This window comes from Kroppenstedtia sanguinis, assembly GCF_050433445.1.
In the GTDB taxonomy this organism is placed as follows: Bacteria; Bacillota; Bacilli; order Thermoactinomycetales; family DSM-45169; genus Kroppenstedtia; species Kroppenstedtia sanguinis.
In genome coordinates this window covers 19,448-34,746 of sequence record NZ_JBNPXF010000010.1, presented here as the reverse complement: position 1 = coordinate 34,746, position 15,299 = coordinate 19,448, and the positions used below count along the sequence as shown (strand labels likewise).

General features: G+C 51.4%; 21 protein-coding genes. 4 read left to right on the top strand and 17 right to left on the bottom strand.

Annotation, left to right across the window (positions count from 1 at the left end; genetic code table 11):
- Positions 1 to 71 precede the first annotated feature (71 nt).
- From folD to JOD24_RS07850, 17 genes are all read right to left on the bottom strand, one after another.
- Positions 72 to 926, bottom strand: coding sequence for a bifunctional methylenetetrahydrofolate dehydrogenase/methenyltetrahydrofolate cyclohydrolase FolD (gene folD / locus JOD24_RS07930; RefSeq protein ID WP_380166644.1), 855 nt, complete (start codon positions 924 to 926; stop codon positions 72 to 74).
- 87 nt (positions 927 to 1,013) lie between these two features.
- The gene (locus JOD24_RS07925; protein ID WP_380166642.1) at positions 1,014 to 1,982 is read right to left on the bottom strand and encodes a tRNA (adenosine(37)-N6)-threonylcarbamoyltransferase complex transferase subunit TsaD; all 969 of its coding nucleotides are present in this window, start codon (positions 1,980 to 1,982) and stop codon (positions 1,014 to 1,016) included.
- Positions 1,979 to 2,425 carry a transcription antitermination factor NusB gene (gene nusB, locus JOD24_RS07920; protein WP_380166640.1) on the bottom strand — a complete coding sequence of 149 codons (447 nt, stop codon included), beginning with the start codon at positions 2,423 to 2,425 and terminating at the stop codon, positions 1,979 to 1,981. The genes JOD24_RS07925 and nusB overlap by 4 nt, the downstream gene beginning before the upstream one ends.
- Positions 2,426 to 2,480: 55 nt before the next feature.
- Positions 2,481 to 2,696, bottom strand: a complete 216-nt coding sequence (locus JOD24_RS07915; RefSeq protein ID WP_380166638.1) for a DUF2273 domain-containing protein — start codon at positions 2,694 to 2,696, stop codon at positions 2,481 to 2,483.
- 12 nt (positions 2,697 to 2,708) lie between these two features.
- A complete protein-coding gene (amaP, locus tag JOD24_RS07910; protein WP_380166636.1) occupies positions 2,709 to 3,272 on the bottom strand; it encodes an alkaline shock response membrane anchor protein AmaP in 564 nt (187 codons plus the stop codon).
- A 31-nt stretch (positions 3,273 to 3,303) separates the two neighbouring features.
- On the bottom strand, positions 3,304 to 3,720 hold the full coding sequence (locus tag JOD24_RS07905) for an Asp23/Gls24 family envelope stress response protein (RefSeq protein ID WP_380166634.1): 417 nt from the start codon (positions 3,718 to 3,720) through the stop codon (positions 3,304 to 3,306).
- 1 nt (position 3,721) lies between these two features.
- Positions 3,722 to 5,071 carry an acetyl-CoA carboxylase biotin carboxylase subunit gene (accC, locus tag JOD24_RS07900; RefSeq protein WP_380166632.1) on the bottom strand — a complete coding sequence of 450 codons (1,350 nt, stop codon included), beginning with the start codon at positions 5,069 to 5,071 and terminating at the stop codon, positions 3,722 to 3,724.
- A 21-nt stretch (positions 5,072 to 5,092) separates the two neighbouring features.
- Positions 5,093 to 5,599 (bottom strand): acetyl-CoA carboxylase biotin carboxyl carrier protein, encoded by a 507-nt coding sequence (gene accB, locus JOD24_RS07895; protein ID WP_380166706.1) that lies wholly within the window; start codon positions 5,597 to 5,599, stop codon positions 5,093 to 5,095.
- 292 nt (positions 5,600 to 5,891) lie between these two features.
- The gene (locus tag JOD24_RS07890) at positions 5,892 to 6,506 is read right to left on the bottom strand and encodes a SpoIIIAH-like family protein (RefSeq protein WP_429246703.1); all 615 of its coding nucleotides are present in this window, start codon (positions 6,504 to 6,506) and stop codon (positions 5,892 to 5,894) included.
- Positions 6,507 to 6,519: 13 nt separating this feature from the next.
- On the bottom strand, positions 6,520 to 7,149 hold the full coding sequence (spoIIIAG, locus tag JOD24_RS07885) for a stage III sporulation protein AG (protein WP_380166628.1): 630 nt from the start codon (positions 7,147 to 7,149) through the stop codon (positions 6,520 to 6,522).
- Between the two features lie 6 nt (positions 7,150 to 7,155).
- The gene (gene spoIIIAF / locus JOD24_RS07880; RefSeq protein WP_429246702.1) at positions 7,156 to 7,824 is read right to left on the bottom strand and encodes a stage III sporulation protein AF; all 669 of its coding nucleotides are present in this window, start codon (positions 7,822 to 7,824) and stop codon (positions 7,156 to 7,158) included.
- 8 nt (positions 7,825 to 7,832) lie between these two features.
- A complete protein-coding gene (gene spoIIIAE / locus JOD24_RS07875; RefSeq protein ID WP_380166624.1) occupies positions 7,833 to 9,020 on the bottom strand; it encodes a stage III sporulation protein AE in 1,188 nt (395 codons plus the stop codon).
- Positions 9,021 to 9,031: 11 nt separating this feature from the next.
- Positions 9,032 to 9,421: a stage III sporulation protein AD gene (gene spoIIIAD, locus JOD24_RS07870; protein ID WP_380166622.1), complete on the bottom strand. Its 390-nt coding sequence runs from the start codon at positions 9,419 to 9,421 to the stop codon at positions 9,032 to 9,034.
- Positions 9,422 to 9,439: 18 nt separating this feature from the next.
- Positions 9,440 to 9,643 (bottom strand): stage III sporulation protein AC, encoded by a 204-nt coding sequence (gene spoIIIAC, locus JOD24_RS07865; protein ID WP_380166620.1) that lies wholly within the window; start codon positions 9,641 to 9,643, stop codon positions 9,440 to 9,442.
- Positions 9,644 to 9,661: 18 nt separating this feature from the next.
- Positions 9,662 to 10,180, bottom strand: a complete 519-nt coding sequence (gene spoIIIAB / locus JOD24_RS07860; RefSeq protein WP_380166617.1) for a stage III sporulation protein SpoIIIAB — start codon at positions 10,178 to 10,180, stop codon at positions 9,662 to 9,664.
- Positions 10,174 to 11,139, bottom strand: a complete 966-nt coding sequence (spoIIIAA, locus tag JOD24_RS07855; protein ID WP_380166615.1) for a stage III sporulation protein AA — start codon at positions 11,137 to 11,139, stop codon at positions 10,174 to 10,176. The genes spoIIIAB and spoIIIAA overlap by 7 nt, the downstream gene beginning before the upstream one ends.
- A 153-nt stretch (positions 11,140 to 11,292) precedes the next feature.
- Complete coding sequence (locus JOD24_RS07850) at positions 11,293 to 11,733, bottom strand: CD1247 N-terminal domain-containing protein (protein WP_429246701.1); 441 nt, start codon at positions 11,731 to 11,733, stop codon at positions 11,293 to 11,295.
- A 138-nt stretch (positions 11,734 to 11,871) separates the two neighbouring features.
- On the opposite strand from JOD24_RS07850, the gene JOD24_RS07845 reads away from it, so the two are divergent.
- The 4 genes from JOD24_RS07845 (at position 11,872) to JOD24_RS07830 (ending at position 15,266) form a co-directional block, all read left to right on the top strand.
- Entirely contained in the window at positions 11,872 to 13,146 is a 1,275-nt protein-coding gene (locus tag JOD24_RS07845; RefSeq protein WP_380166611.1) for an MFS transporter, read from the top strand.
- Between the two features lie 75 nt (positions 13,147 to 13,221).
- Positions 13,222 to 14,040 (top strand): phosphosulfolactate synthase, encoded by an 819-nt coding sequence (gene comA / locus JOD24_RS07840; RefSeq protein ID WP_429246700.1) that lies wholly within the window; start codon positions 13,222 to 13,224, stop codon positions 14,038 to 14,040.
- Positions 14,037 to 14,741, top strand: a complete 705-nt coding sequence (locus JOD24_RS07835) for a 2-phosphosulfolactate phosphatase (RefSeq protein WP_380166607.1) — start codon at positions 14,037 to 14,039, stop codon at positions 14,739 to 14,741. Before comA ends, JOD24_RS07835 begins: the two co-directional genes overlap by 4 nt.
- Before the next feature lie 69 nt (positions 14,742 to 14,810).
- A complete protein-coding gene (locus JOD24_RS07830) occupies positions 14,811 to 15,266 on the top strand; it encodes a DUF441 domain-containing protein (RefSeq protein WP_380166605.1) in 456 nt (151 codons plus the stop codon).
- Positions 15,267 to 15,299 lie beyond the last annotated feature (33 nt).

The window sequence follows — 15,299 nt, the reverse complement described above, 5'->3', positions numbered from 1 at the left end:
AAACATCGATTGGGTTTCACATGGATCACTCTATGTGAAACCAAACCAATGGACCTAGCTAATACGATCTATCATCCTCTTTCCTTGGCGGATTGTACTGTATTGTACAACAACATCGCCCGGGTCATGGGACCGACGCCTCCAGGCACCGGTGTTATGAAGGAAGCCTGCTCCCGGACCGACTCAAAGTCCACATCTCCCGCCAGCTTTCCCTCTGGTGTCCGGTTCATTCCCACGTCGATCACCACCGCTCCTGGCTTCACATGTTCAGCGGTGATGAATTGCAACCGTCCCACCGCCGCTACTAGAATATCGGCCTGCTGTGTATAATGAGCTAGATCCTGTGTCCGGGAATGACACATGGTGACTGTGGCGTCTTCCTTCTGAAGTAAGAGGGAGACCGGTTTGCCCACGATATTACTTCTGCCGACCACGACTGCATGTTTGCCAGCAATGGAAATCCCCGTTCTTTTCAACATCTGTAAAATCCCATGGGGAGTACAGGGTAACAAAGACTTTAGGCCGGTACTCAAGCGCCCGGCATTAATCGGATGAAATCCATCCACATCTTTCTCCGGACGGATCTCGGAAATGATGCGATCGGAAGAGATATGATCCGGAAGAGGTAACTGCACCAGAATTCCATCCATGGCCGGATCTTCATTTAAGCGGTGAATTTCAAAAAGCAACTCTTCTTCTTCAATGGTATCGGGCTTTCGAATCAATCTGGAATAAATCCCCACTTGTTCACAATCCTGTACTTTTCCCCTTACATAAGTACGGGAAGCTGGATCTTCCCCTACCAAAATCACCGCCAAGCCGGGGCGTCGGCCCGATTCGGCAGACCAAGCTTGGATCTCATCCTTCAACTCATCTTTGATCTGACCTGCAATCCCTTTTCCATCGATAAGATTTCCCCGCTTCACTTGAAAACTCCTCTCTGTTGAGATTTGCACCCAGTTTACTCTTTCCAGTCAGCAATGTAAAGAAACACGAACATTACCCGCAATAAATCAAATTAACATTCGTTTTTTCAACCCCAAACAGGCGACGCCCAAGGCATTATCACCGGAGAACCGTGGATCCGCAAAGGAAAGGTTTCCACCCACCGCCCGATGCTCCAAGCGATACTTCAGACGGGCGATCAGCCATCGGTTGGCCGCCACTCCCCCCACAATCAAGAGGCTCTTGGGAAACCCGGAGTCAAAAGCGTTCAATACCATTTTCTCCAAAGTATTAGCTATACAAGCCAAAGCTGCCTGAGCAATTTCCCCCCGGGTTCCCTCCCCTCTCTGCCAAGCCCTCTCCAATGCGGATAACGGACCGGAAAAGGAGCATTCTAATCCACTGACACTGGAAGGGATCGTCAAAGTAGAGCTCTCCTCCCCAACAGCCGCTACCTCCAATTCCGGACCGGCGGGAAAGGAGAATCCCATCGCTACTCCGATTCGATCCACCATCTGCCCGGCGTTCAAATCCCGGGTTCCTCCCAGTTTCAGGATTTCATAACCTCCCGGTTGCCGGCGTACATCCAACAGCTCTGTCGTGCCTCCAGAAAGGTGGAAGGCCAAAAATCGATCCGACGCCAGCTTCCGATCTGCGGTGACCCACCCTGCCTCAATATGGCCTTCCTGATGGGTCGTCCCGAAAAAAGGGACTCCCCAAGCGTGAGCCAAGCTCCGTCCCCAAGAGACACCCGCCCGGAACACCGGCATATAGGACCCCTCTACCGGCCGAGGAGCTTGGCTGGCAGCCACTCCCACCAGACGAACTCCATCCAGAGGAATCCGTGCAAAAAGCTCCGGCAAACAGTTCACGTGCTGAAAAAAAGCGGTGGATTGTTGCAACCCCCGTTCTCCGGACTCTACTTTCAGCCAAGCTCGTTCATCTGCCAGGAGCTTTCCCTCTTCATCCACTAAACTTAAGGAAGTGCGGTAATTGCTGGTATCGATCCCGAGCAGGGCTTTCTTTTTTCCACTCACGTGAGATCCTCGGGGACTGCCACTCTCCGAACCTCATCCAAGTTTTTTACCACACTTCCCAACACCCCGTTGATAAACCGGGCCGATTCCTCGGTACTAAAGGTTTTGGCCAGCTCCACCGCTTCATTCAGACTGGCCCCTTCGGGGATCTCCGTTTCATATAGGAGTTCACATACCGCCATCCGGAGAATGGAACGATCCACAAGGGAGAGTCGAGACAACGTCCAATCCTCTTTCAAATATCCTTGGATCACCGGGTCGAGCCGGGACATGTTCTGGATCACGGCCTGGACCAAGCGGAGAAAGAAGTCGGATGCTCCTCCTCCTGCTTCAGCGCGCAGGTACCGAGCTCCCTTGTTCATCGCTCGCTCCACTCCGTCAGGATTGAGCTCATTTTGATACAGGGTTTGTAGGGCTTTTTCTCTCGCCATACGCCTGGACATGGAAACCTCACCTTTCCGTTTAAAAAAATAGTCCCAGCCGAAGCCGGGAACAAATCTATTTCCTGAACCACTTGTCCGGAACGATCTCCTCCAGGACTTCCCTCCATTCCCCCCGGCTGTCCATCCACTGTCCGAAACCATAACCGGATAGAACAAAAAAACCAAAAATCAGGGTTTTCCAAAATCCCACAAAGAGAAAGATGAATCCGAACAACAAACCGGCGATCAATCCTGTGATCCTCCCGCCGTACGTCTCCCATATCCGATCCACTCAGTCCACCACCTACTCGACCCGGATCCGGGATCTTTCCTTCTTTACCGTATCCGCAATATAAACAGAGATCTGGCTGACGTCCACACCGGCAATCTCTTCAACGTAGGTCTTGACTGATTGCTGTAATTGTTCCGACAGGGCTTGAATAGGAGTGTCTCCGTCCACCGTCAATTTTAAACCGATTCCGATGGAGGTATGATCTCCCTCCCGCCGGACCCTGGCACTTAAATCCCGGACACCTTGAACCTTGCGGGCAGACTTGACCGCAAGGCTTTCCAGGGTTTCCAGAGAGATTCGTACATGTCCAAACTCCGTCAAACGATCGATACCGGGGTCTTCTTTTCGGATCTGAAGAGAGACCCACAGAAGCCGGAGGCTGAAGATTAAGGCCAGCACACTCAGGGCTAGAATCAACCAGCGGGCTTCCGGCGTTCGATAGAACCGATCCAGCCAGTTCCCTACCACTTCTTCCTGCCCAAAGCCCACATTTAAGGCCATGCTGGTACCCAGTGATGTGATGATCAGGAATAGCAGGCTGTATGCAAATAAGAGGAGCCGATTCAGTGCACCCAATCCCTGTACCTCCTCTCGGTCCCTTATTCGATTATTTCACCCGTTGTGATGCCTCCTGATCATCTGCGGCAGTTTCTTCTCCTCCGAATCTGACTTCAACTACGCGAACCGATACCTGAGACACTTGAAGCCCCGTCATCGACTCCACTGCGTGTTTGACCTGTTCCTGTACTTCTCGTCCCACATCGGGAATGTGGAATCCATAGGAAACAATGATGGAAACTGTGATCCGCACTTCATCTTCCAGCTCCACCTTGATCCCCTGTCTCGGGTTCTTCTTCCTTAAAAATTGAGTGATGTCGGAGACAACTCCCCCGCTCGTTCCCGCCACTCCATTCACCTGCAGGGCTGCCAATCCCCCAATAATCTGCAGTACTTCTGGAGCGATCTCCACCTTGCCCAGTTCGGTGCTCTTCGCTTCACTATACGGATGCTGCTCATTCTCCATGTCAGCTCTCCTCCAAATCATTTTTTTCAAGAAATTGGATATGGAAATCTCCCTGCTGAAACTTCGGGTTGTTCAACAGTTTTAAATGAAATGGAATTGTCGTGCGGACGCCGTCGATAGCGAATTCCTCCAAAGCTCTTTCCATTCGCAGAATGGCTTCCTCCCGGTCTTTCCCCCATACGATCAGTTTGGCCACCATGGAGTCGTAGAAGGGAGGGATCGAATAGCCGGGGTAGACACCACTGTCCACACGAACGCCGGTTCCACCCGGTGGCAGGTAGAATTGAATCGTTCCCGGCGAAGGCATGAAGTTTCGATCCGGGTCTTCCGCATTGATTCGACATTCGATGGCCCAGCCATCGATCACGATCTTTTCCTGTTCCACGGAAAGAGGGGATCCTGCCGCTACCCGGATCTGTTCTTTCACCAAGTCGATCCCCGTCACCAGTTCAGTCACCGGGTGTTCCACTTGGATTCGGGTATTCATCTCCATAAAATAGAAGTTTCCTTCTTTATCGAGGAGAAACTCCACCGTTCCCGCTCCGGAGTAGTTGACGGCTTGCGCAGCCGCCACGGCTGCCTGTCCCATTTTTTCCCGCAAGGTGGAATCCAGCGCCGGAGAAGGGGCTTCTTCCACCAGCTTCTGATACCGGCGTTGAATGGAGCAGTCCCGTTCTCCCAGGTAGACGGTGTTTCCATAGGAATCCGCCATTACCTGGATTTCGATATGCCGGGGCTCCACGAGAAACTTCTCCAGATAGACGCCAGAGTTCCCAAAATTGATCTCCGCCTCTTGTTGCGCCGTCTGAATCGCCCGCTTCAGCTCCTCCTCTGTATGTACAACCCGCATCCCCTTGCCGCCACCGCCAGCTGTCGCCTTCACAATGACGGGATAACCGATCTCCTGGGCCGTCTCCATGGCAGTCTCCAAATCTTCGATCACACCTTCGGTTCCGGGAACCACAGGAACACCTGCTACTTTCATTGTTTCCCTGGCCGTCGTTTTATCCCCCATTTTGACAATAGCTTGCGGATCCGGACCGATAAAGGTGATATTGCAAGCTGCACATAACTCAGCAAAATCGGCATTTTCCGCCAGGAAACCGTATCCGGGATGAATCGCATCCACTTCGACCAGTGTAGCCACACTCATCAGGTTGGTCATATTCAGATAGCTATCTTTGGATGCCGCCGGCCCGATACAGTAGGCTTCATCTGCCAGAGTGACATGAAGCGCATCCCAGTCCGCTTCGGAATAGACAGCCACGGTCTTGATCCCCAATTCGCGACAAGCCCGAATCACGCGAACGGCGATCTCTCCCCGATTGGCCACCAGCACTTTGTTAAACATCATTCTCTCCTCCTCCGCTGTTTAGTCGGCTTTAACCAGAAACAGCGGCTGACCGTATTCGACCAGTTGTCCGTTCTTCACGAGTACTTTAACGATCTCGCCCCGTACTTCAGCCTCAATTTCGTTCATCAATTTCATCGCTTCCACGATGCAGACCACCGTCTTCTCATCCACCTGGCTTCCATCCTTAACATAAGGGGCCGCATCGGGTGAAGGAGCGCGATAAAAAGTCCCGACCATCGGAGAGACGATCTTATGCAAATTTTCCTCTTCTTCCTTGGTGGCCGCAGGCGCCTGCTGAGGAGAAGTCCCTTCCGTAGCCGAAACAACGGGGGCGGCTTCCGCCCGGTTTCCTGACTCTGGCTCCGCAGGTTGCACCTGGAGGCTAGGAGAGTCCGCAACGACCTCTTGCCTCTCCGGCAGCGCTTTCTTGATCAATACTTTGGTTCCGTCATTCTCCAGTTCAAACTCTTCGATTTTAGACTTATCTACCAGCCGGATCAGTTCCCGCAATTCATGCATCTTCATCGGCACAGTCCAATCACTCCTCCTTAATTCCTGAATAAAGAGAGTTCATTGCCACACACCATCAAGCTAGGTCAGCGAACTCCCCTGCCACCCGTATGATTTTATATCAATTCATCAGTACGGCACAACCGAAAACGAGGTTTCCCTCCCCCCGAATATTTCACTTTTGCCACTATCTTTTGCACTATGTTCATTGTACGTTTTAGATTCCACGGAATCAATCTTGTCATCCGGCTCAGGTCGAAAACTCTCCTGATTGCAAGAAAAGAACCCTCCCACGGAGGGTTTTCCTTCAGCCCCGATGTGCAATGGAAACTTGCGTGGCAGGAACTCCCAACTGTTTTTTCACCATCCCAATCAGTTTGACCACCTGTTTTTTGCTCAGTTTCTCACTTTGAACGATCACATCGACAAAGTGATCATCGTTGGTGATCACCACCGCATCACGAAACCCTTCTTCACGGATTAAGTCTTCCATAACCGATTCTGATTTGTCCACTTTCATCAGTTCGTCAATCTTACTTTGAGCCTCTTTCAACGAACTCTTGGATGCTTTGGGATCTGTCAGCACCTTCATATATTCCTCTGTCATCTTAGAGCGAAGAGAACTTCGCTGAAGTTGATAGCCCACAAAGTAATCGTTGTCAGACTTGGCTGAAGCCGACTGATCCTCAGTTTTCTTCTCTTCTTTCTCTTTGATCTTGTTCCCGTCATCTGTCTTGTCTTCATGATCTTTCTTATCCCCGTCATCTTTCTCCTGTGTCTCTACCTGAATATCCCCCGACTCCTCCGATACCGTCTGATCCACTGCCGGTTCCACCGGCCCTGTCACAATATAGTAGGCGGACAAAACCACCATCAATGTCAGCATCGTCACCAGCCAGACCGTCTGTTTGTTCATATTCATCCCGTTCCCCTCCTCATCCTTTGGGCATTACGGATATGCGATGCATCGGAACGTCCAGCACCCGTTGGATCGCTTCGATCATAGCCGCTTTGACTTTCAAATTTTCTGCACCTCTGGCCACCACCAGCACCCCTCTCACCTCGGGTTTCAACTTCTTGAGCACAATCGGTTGTTCCCCATCCCCGTTTCTCCGCAACACCACCTTTGCATCGGAATTTTCCTGATTACTTTTCCGGGTCCCCCCTTTTTGATCTTGTTCATCTGTCACTTGATTGGATCTGCGAACATCTTTCTCCACCACGGTCTCTTCCGAGGAATCCAGGTTCACCATCACCGCCACGTCATCGATGCCTACAATTTTGCTCAATACCTCGGTCAAACGCGCTTCATAGAGAGATTCATAATCTTTGATCGTCATATTTTTTTCCTCTTTGTTCCAGACTTCTTTGGACTCCCTCTTCTTCAAAGTTGGGGTTTCAGGCAAACCCGCCTCTTCACGAACCGAGAAGAAAGATGAAAGGATCATGAGAGCCGCCCCGAAACACCCGATGAGGATCAACCAACGAAAGACACTCACCCGTTTTCCACCGTTTCCCCCGTCTCCAAGGGATTTTTCCACTCGATCCAGGAGTTGCTTTAACACGATCGATCACCTCCCCTGATTCCCCTGAAGAACTTCCACGTGTACTTGTCTATCCTGGAGTTGGAGTGTTTTCGCCAGGTAGCGGGTGATTTTCTTCTCCCACACGCTCTGTGTGGAAGAGGAATTTTCCTTCTCCACACCTCCACGCTTCCTCTCCCCGCCTCCATCAATCCTCACAGGTTTGACTTCTTCCACCTGTTGGACAGGGGAGATTTCCTCCTTCGCTTCCTTTTCAGCCGGATGCACCGTGAGTGACACTTGGGAGATCCCGACTTTTTTTGCCTCTGCCTCGGTCTGAACCCGGATTTGATCTACTTTTACCCGGAAGCGTTGCTCCACCTCTGTTGTAATCGTCTGCTCCAGGCGCCGCTGGGCTTCCTCTCGCACCAATCGGTCTTGCGTCCGAGTCAAACGTTTGCTTTCCTGTTGAATCCCGGACAGAGAGGGAAGTTTTTTTTCCTCCGTCTGGGCCGTATCCAAAGTCAGTTGGGTTAGATCCAAATCTTGACGAATCCATTGGAAGATCGGAGAAATCATGGCCAAAATGATCAACAGTCCCATGACCAACTTGACATATCTGTCCATGGAATTGTTGGGCAGAAGGAGATCCATAAAGACAGCGAGCAAAACTAGGACCACGATTTGTTTCAGCCAACCGCTCAACAGTTCGATCATGGTATCACCTACCGGATCATCACCGAGATATTGCCAGAAGCTACTATGATGGTGATCGCCAGGAAAAACATCATCCCCACAGTAGCCAAGGCGGCGAAAATATAGAGCAAAGTCTTGGATATGATGCTGAGACATTCGATGATCGGGCTATTTCCAAGTGGTTGCATGACAGCTGCAGAGAAACTGTACACCAGAGCCAGGGAAAGGATTTTCAAAGCCGGAAACGCGATGATCAGTAGGAGGAGAATCACACCTACCAAACCGATGGAGTTTTTCACCAACAGAGAGGCGCCCACCACGGTGTCTGCAGCGTCAGAAAATAGGCGGCCCACCACCGGAACGAAGTTGCCGGTGACATATTTGGCGGTCCGAACGGTCACACCGTCTGCTACCGCCGCGGTAGCTCCCTGCACCGAAATGATTCCCAAAAAAATGGTCAACAAGCTTCCCAGAATCCCCACACTCACTTTTCTCAACAATCCTGCCAATTGGTTTACCTTGTACTTCTCGGACAGGCAACTGACAATACTCAGAATGGCCGAGAAAAAGAGGATGGGGAATACGACCGCGTGGATCAGGGTTCCGATGAGGTGGATCATGAGGACGACCATCGGATGAAACATCCCGACTGCACCCAGGTTTCCCATGGAAGCCAATAATGTCAAGATCAACGGCACCAAAGCCATCATGATATGGATCATGTGGGAGATCGCCGTTTGAGCGGCCTCCACCGCTACAGTGAAACTGTCCATTGCCAGAATGATGATCACCATAAAAGCGATAGCATAGGCGATCTGGCTCACTTGGTTCCGCTCAAATGCAGACTGCAACGTTCGCAAAATCATGCTGAATACGGTGAGTACCATAATCGTCCCCAACAGCTTGCCGTTATAAAGAACTTCCTGAAACAGATACTTGCCGAAAGCGATCAGATACGCCTTCCAATCCGTAGCCCCTTTGCCGGAGGAACTCACCAGATCGAAGAGATCCTGGGGCTGATCTCCGGGGAAATAACGACCGTATTCCCTCCTCAGCTCCTCCCAGAAAGATTCCAACTCCTCGGTATCAAGTTGATCCAGCTGAGTTCGAACCACCCTGTCCTCCACCCCTCCCCCTTCCTCTGCCATCGCAACAGGAGGAGGGAACAGGACAAGCAGAAGGAACACCGGGCTGAGCAGGCGGATCCAAACACCCATGGAAACCATCCTCATGAAGGAAGTATTTGCACTACAGTTTCGATCATCATCGTGATAATGGGGATCGCCATCACCATGATTAAAATTTTTCCAGCCAACTCGATTTTGGAGGCGATAGAGCCCTGACCCGCATCTCGGGTCACTTGCGCCCCAAATTCTGCGATATATGCAATGCCGATAATTTTCAAAACAGTTTCCAAGAACATGGAGTTTACCCGGGCTTTTTCAGCTAGTTGGGTCAGAATCCCAAGAACATCAGCAATTTTGTCGATCAGGCTGAGGAAGATCACCACACCGGTAAAAGTGGCCAACAGGAAGGCGAACACCGGTTTCTGCTCTTTGATGACTAGGATCAAGAAGGTGGCGATCAATCCAAGGCCCACCACCTGGATCATTTCCAAGTGGATCGCCCCCCGCTGCTATGAGAATAGAAACACGTTTTTGATGGTTTGAAACAAATCGTCTACCAACACCACCACCATGAACAATACGACGATAAAACCGATCAACGTAACCCACTGGGCATATTCCTCTTTTCCCATCTGTTTCAAGACCGTGTGCAACATAGCCACGACAATGCCTATGCCTGCGATTTGAAAGATGGCGTCGACGTTATAAGGCATCGGTTTCTCCCCCCGCCTTCAATAAATCAGGATCACGATCAGTGCTCCCCCCAGGATGCCCAGGCTTTTGCACATCTTCTCGTAACGCTCCTGCTCTTCCCGCGCCCGGCCTTCCTCCACTTCCAAGTGCGTCTGTGTCCGAGCCAGATGGGCCAATTGGTCCTCTCGATCGGAGATTCCCAAAGTTTTTCCAAAGTCTGTAATCACTTCCTTCTCCGACTGTTTCAGTTCAGTGGCAGGCCAAGTCTCTTCCACCGCCCGTTTCCAACACTCAAAGGCGGAAACCCCATCCATCTCCCTGAGATAGTGTGCGCAGCGGGCATACAAACTTCGGACCGGCTCCTTTTCCCGGTGACCAATCTGTTCACAAATCTGGTCCAACCGTCTAGATCCAAAGGAGATTTCCGTCCGCATCAGGGAGAGCGCCCCTCGCATTTGCCGGATTTGCCGAGGTCGTTCCGCATAGGCCCGAGCCTGTCGAAAGCCGAAGGTCGTGGTGGACAGGAGGATCATACAAGCACCGATCATTTTCAACATCCCCTCTTCACCACCCTGGATCCCTGTACCAGGTTCAGCTCCCGGTCATAAATCGCCTCAATCGTCCCAGGTCCCTGTTTTCGGCTTAGCAAAATATAACGAGCAAACACAGCTTCCCGAACTAATTGAGCGATTCCCGGCCGTCGACAAACTTCTTCCATCGAACTTCCATGGGCCGTGGTAAAGAGAGAAACACCAGCGTGCACCGCCTCGAAGACGGCTTCCCCGTCTTCCCGTCGGCCGATCTCGTCCACTACCAGGAGCTCCGGGGACATCGAACGAATCAACATCATCATCCCCTCTGCCTTGGGACATCCATCCAGTACATCCGTCCGGGGACCTACATCATGTTGGGGAACTCCCTCCATACATCCGGCGATCTCCGAGCGTTCATCCACCACCCCGACCTTCCGGGAGGGGATCGTCTCCCCTGAACTGACGATCCGGGTCAGATCCCGGAGCAAGGTGGTTTTACCACATTGAGGCGGAGAGATGATCAATATATTTTCCAGCTGTCCCCCTGGAAGGATCCGGGGAAGCCATCGCCGCGCGGCTCCCTTCACCTGGCGGGCCACACGCAAATTAAATCCCGTGACATCACGGATATGTTTTACTCTGCCGGCCTCCACCACTACCCGACCGGATAAACCGATACGGTGACCTCCCGAAATCGTGACGTATCCCCTGCGCAACTCTTCTTCCAGAGCATACAGCGAATGGCGGCTGACCAGGTTCAGCATCTTCTGACAGTCCTCTCTGTCCGGCCGATACCCCTCCCGCTCTCGTGTCACCACCTGACCCTGGGGGCTAAGGAACATGGATTGAAACGGAGTGGCCACTTCCAACGGGCTTCCCTGACGCACCCGAATCTCTTCCAAAGATTCATACACCCGGGAGGGAAGGGATTCTATCAACCCGCGAATGGACAGAGGGAGTACTTCCAATATGGGAGCGAGCATCCTCTGACCTCCTGTCCACACTGGATTTACCTAATCCATATGGCAAAAGGACAATCATTATTCCCCCCGTCAAGCAAAAATGAAAGGCCGCCTCAATCTAGCAAATTAAAAATAAAAAAGGCCCTCATAGGGGCCCGATAAAAACGATTTCCATCACTGTTGGATCAACGTGGATTCTCCCTGAATATTTCCTTCATCATTGACACGAAGAACCGTGTCGCACCGAGGGCAAATGAGATCCGCCTCTTCGGCGGTATCGAAAACGTCCTCGTTCACCAGTACAGACTCATCGCAATGGGGGCACTTGACCTCCCAAAAGCCAATATCTTCGTCTTCCAGTTCCTCATCATCATAAAAGATCAGTTCCAATTCATTCAGGTCTTCATCCACCGCTTCCACGTACTCTTCCAATTCAGAAAGGCGTACCGTCAGTTTTTCATTCTCCTGTGCCAGATCATCCAACGCATGAACCAAACGCCCCAGAACTTTCCCCTCAGGTGTCTCTTCTGCGTGTCCCTGTCCCTCCAACAGTCCACTGATGAAGGCCAAATCCCTCCGCAGGCGGCTGGATGAAACATGAGTTTGGTATTCCATGGACATCTCATCCCTTCAGGTTGGGTTACATCTGTTATCATCTTCACCATTTTTCACTCCGCCATACATCAAAATAGTTCCCGGGGATTTGGGTCAATCTATACGAAGTAAAGTGAAATAAGTCGTGAGGTGAACAATGTGACAGCGTCTGGAAAAAACCAACAGGAGAAGCAAAGCAAAGTACTCGTCCTTTCCATTTTAAGTGCGGTACCCATCATCATGGTACTGGGAAATTCCATGTTGATTCCCGTTCTGCCCACTATCCAATCGGATTTGAAAATCAGTCCGTTGCAGGTCAGTCTGTTGATCACCCTATTTTCCATCCCTGCAGGTATCATCATTCCCTTGAGCGGCATCCTTTCAGATCGTTACGGGCGGAAAATGGTGATCGCCCCTTCTCTTCTCCTCTATGGAGCCGGGGGATTGCTCACCGGTTTTGCCGCTATTTGGGGCGGAGGGATTTATTGGCTGATGCTGACAGGGCGAATCATCCAAGGCATCGGAGCCGCAGGGACAGCCCCGATCGCCATGGCTTTGGTGAGTGATCTGTATAAAAAAGAAGAACGAAGCAGTGCCCTGGGCGTAATCGAAGCAGCCAACGGATTCGGCAAAGTGGTCAGCCCTATTCTGGGATCCTTGCTCGCTCTGATCACCTGGTATGCTCTTTTCTTCTCATTTCCGATCCTGACGGTCCCCATCGCCCTAGCTCTCTGGTTTTTCATTAAAGAACCGCAGCAAAGCCGGAACCCTCAACCCATTTCCAAATACAAGGATAACATTATAAAAACATGGAAACGAGATGGCAGATGGCTATTGGTCACCTTTCTCGCTGGCGCATTGACATTGTTTATCCTGTTTGGTGTTTTGTTTTTCCTCTCTGATTTTCTGGAGAAGCGTTACGGAATTGAGGGAGTGATAAAGGGGTTGATTCTGGCCATTCCCTTGTTGGCGATGAGCTCCGTCTCCTTGTGGGCTGGAAACCATGTCAAAGAGAAGATCCAAACCATGAAGCGCTTTATAGTTACTGGGCTCTTTATCGTCACGATCGGGATGGCGCTGGTTCCCTTTCTGTCCAACACCTATTTATTAATCACAGATCTGGTGGGAATCGGAATCGGCAGTGGACTGATTCTCCCCTGTTTAAATACCCTGATCACGTCGGCGGTGGGCTCCAAAGAACGGGGGATTGTCACCTCCTTCTACGGTAGCGTCCGTTTCCTCGGTGTTGCTCTGGGGCCCCCGGTATTCGGCGCGTTAGCCAATGCTAAATATCTCTTGTATCTAGGAAATGCCGGATTGGCCTTAATCACTGGCATCCTGGCGATTTGGGCCATCCGCAAGCCGGAACGCCTGCGCAGCCCCCATGGTCACAGTCGCGTTTATTTGAGACGGAATCGACTCGGACCCACTTAAAAAAGTAGCGGGCACCTGTACCTCTTCTCCTGCATAGCATAGGGTAGTATATGACTCAGGAAGAGGAGGAACCATATGGAGCCACTAGCAAAACCGATCTGGGGACGACCACTCCGGGACCCTTCCCTTACTAGACAGGAGAAACCCCGTTCTAGGGGACTGACGATGGTGATCGACAAGGGCATGGGTCTCTCCGCCTTTAGGGACCTGCTGGAATTGGCAGCTGACTACATCGATTTCATCAAACTGGGTTTTGGTACCATCAGCCTGACCCCGGTCCCCCTGTTGCGAGAGAAGCTTCGTTTGTCCGAAGCATATCATGTACATCTATACCCCGGAGGCACGTTCTTTGAAGTCGCTTATAATCAGGATGGGATGAACCACTATTTTGAAACCCTGTTTAAGATCGGATTTCAATGGTTGGAGATCTCCGACGGTACCATCACACTGTCTCCCGAGCAACGCTCAGAATCAATCCGAGCAGCCAGGGACTCTTCTTTCCGGGTGATCACAGAAATCGGCAAAAAACAAAAAGGCTCCATCACCCCGGTGGCTGAATTAGTGGAAACCTATCACCAAGACCGGGAGAATGGAGCAGAATTTATCATCGTTGAAGGCAGAGAGTCCGGGCGGGATATCGGGATGTTTAATGAAAAAGGGGATGTGGACACCGATTACGTTCTGAGCGTGGAAAAACAGCTGGATCCTTCGCGGATTTGGTGGGAATGCCCTCAACTCGCACAACAGATCACCCTCCTGAAACTCCTCGGTGCTGACACCAATCTGGGCAACATCCCCGCTCATGAAGTCTTATCAGTGGAATCTCTGCGCAGAGGATTGCGTTCCGACACCTTTTACACCTTTGGTTCCCCTCAAGAGGAAGCTACCCTATGATCGCCTCGATCATCCCCCACGTGGATGATCTCCACGCCGACCAATTGGTCAACCGAACCGTCGTCATGATTGATGTCTTCCGCGCTTCCAGCTGTATAGTGACCGCTCTGGCTAACGGAGCTTTGTTCATCCTTCCTGCCGAAACGGTTTCCAAAGCCCGGGAACTGGCCACAGTCGGGACGTTAAGCGGTGGAGAGCGATTCGGCAAAAGCTTGGAAGGGTTTGATCTTGGAAATTCACCAGCGGATTACTCTAAAGACCGAGTGAAAAACAAGGGAATTGTCATGACCACTACCAATGGAACCCGGGCTCTTCTAAAAGCGAATCGGGCATCGGAAATCCGGGTGGGCTGTTTTTTGAATGCCTCCTCCTGCGCAAAAGCCATCCGGGGCCTCCACCGGGACGTCATCTTTCTCTGTGCAGGAACTCGAGGAGGTTTTTCCCTGGAAGATGGGATGGCCGCCGGTTGCATCCTCCACCATCTCTTGGAGATAAATCCCGCCGCTGAATTGAGTGATCAGGCCCATGCACTCCGGTTGGGATATCTCTCTTGTCGAGAACATCTTACCGAAATTTTGACCATGAGTCAGGCCGGGCGACGTTTAATCGCCCGGGGGTATCGCCGGGATCTCTTAGACTGTCTGCAGAAGGATCGATACGACATCGTCCCTCGCTGGCAACAGGGGCGAATCATTTCATGACAGATGAAAGTTCATAACCTCCCTTGTCCTCACATATCTTGTAATAACCAAGTTGGACAGGGGATGCGTATGAATCCAGATCTCTTGTTGGTATTGTTGATCATCATCGGGCTCCTCGGCCGCTCGCCTATTATCGCGACTGCTGCCAGTTTGTTGCTCATCTTAAAATTAACCCATCTGGAACGTTTTTTTCCCGCCGTTGAGCGTAGAGGATTGGAGATCGGGCTGTTGTTCCTGACCATCGCCGTTTTGGTCCCCTTCGCTACCGGACGCATCTCCCTCAAAGAAGTCCTCCAGGTATTCACCTCGGTCCCCGGAATCCTGGCCCTCGCTGGAGGTGCCATCGCCACGTATATGAACGGGAAGGGATTGGATCTTTTAAAGCTGGATCCCCAAATGATCATCGGACTGGTGATCGGGTCTATATTCGGCATCCTCTTTTTACGGGGAATTCCTGTGGGTCCACTGATGGCAGCGGGAATCACTGCCTTTTTGATGAAAATATTCCAATGGATCTGGCCTTGATAAAAAACCTGCCGACAGATGCCGGCAGGTTTT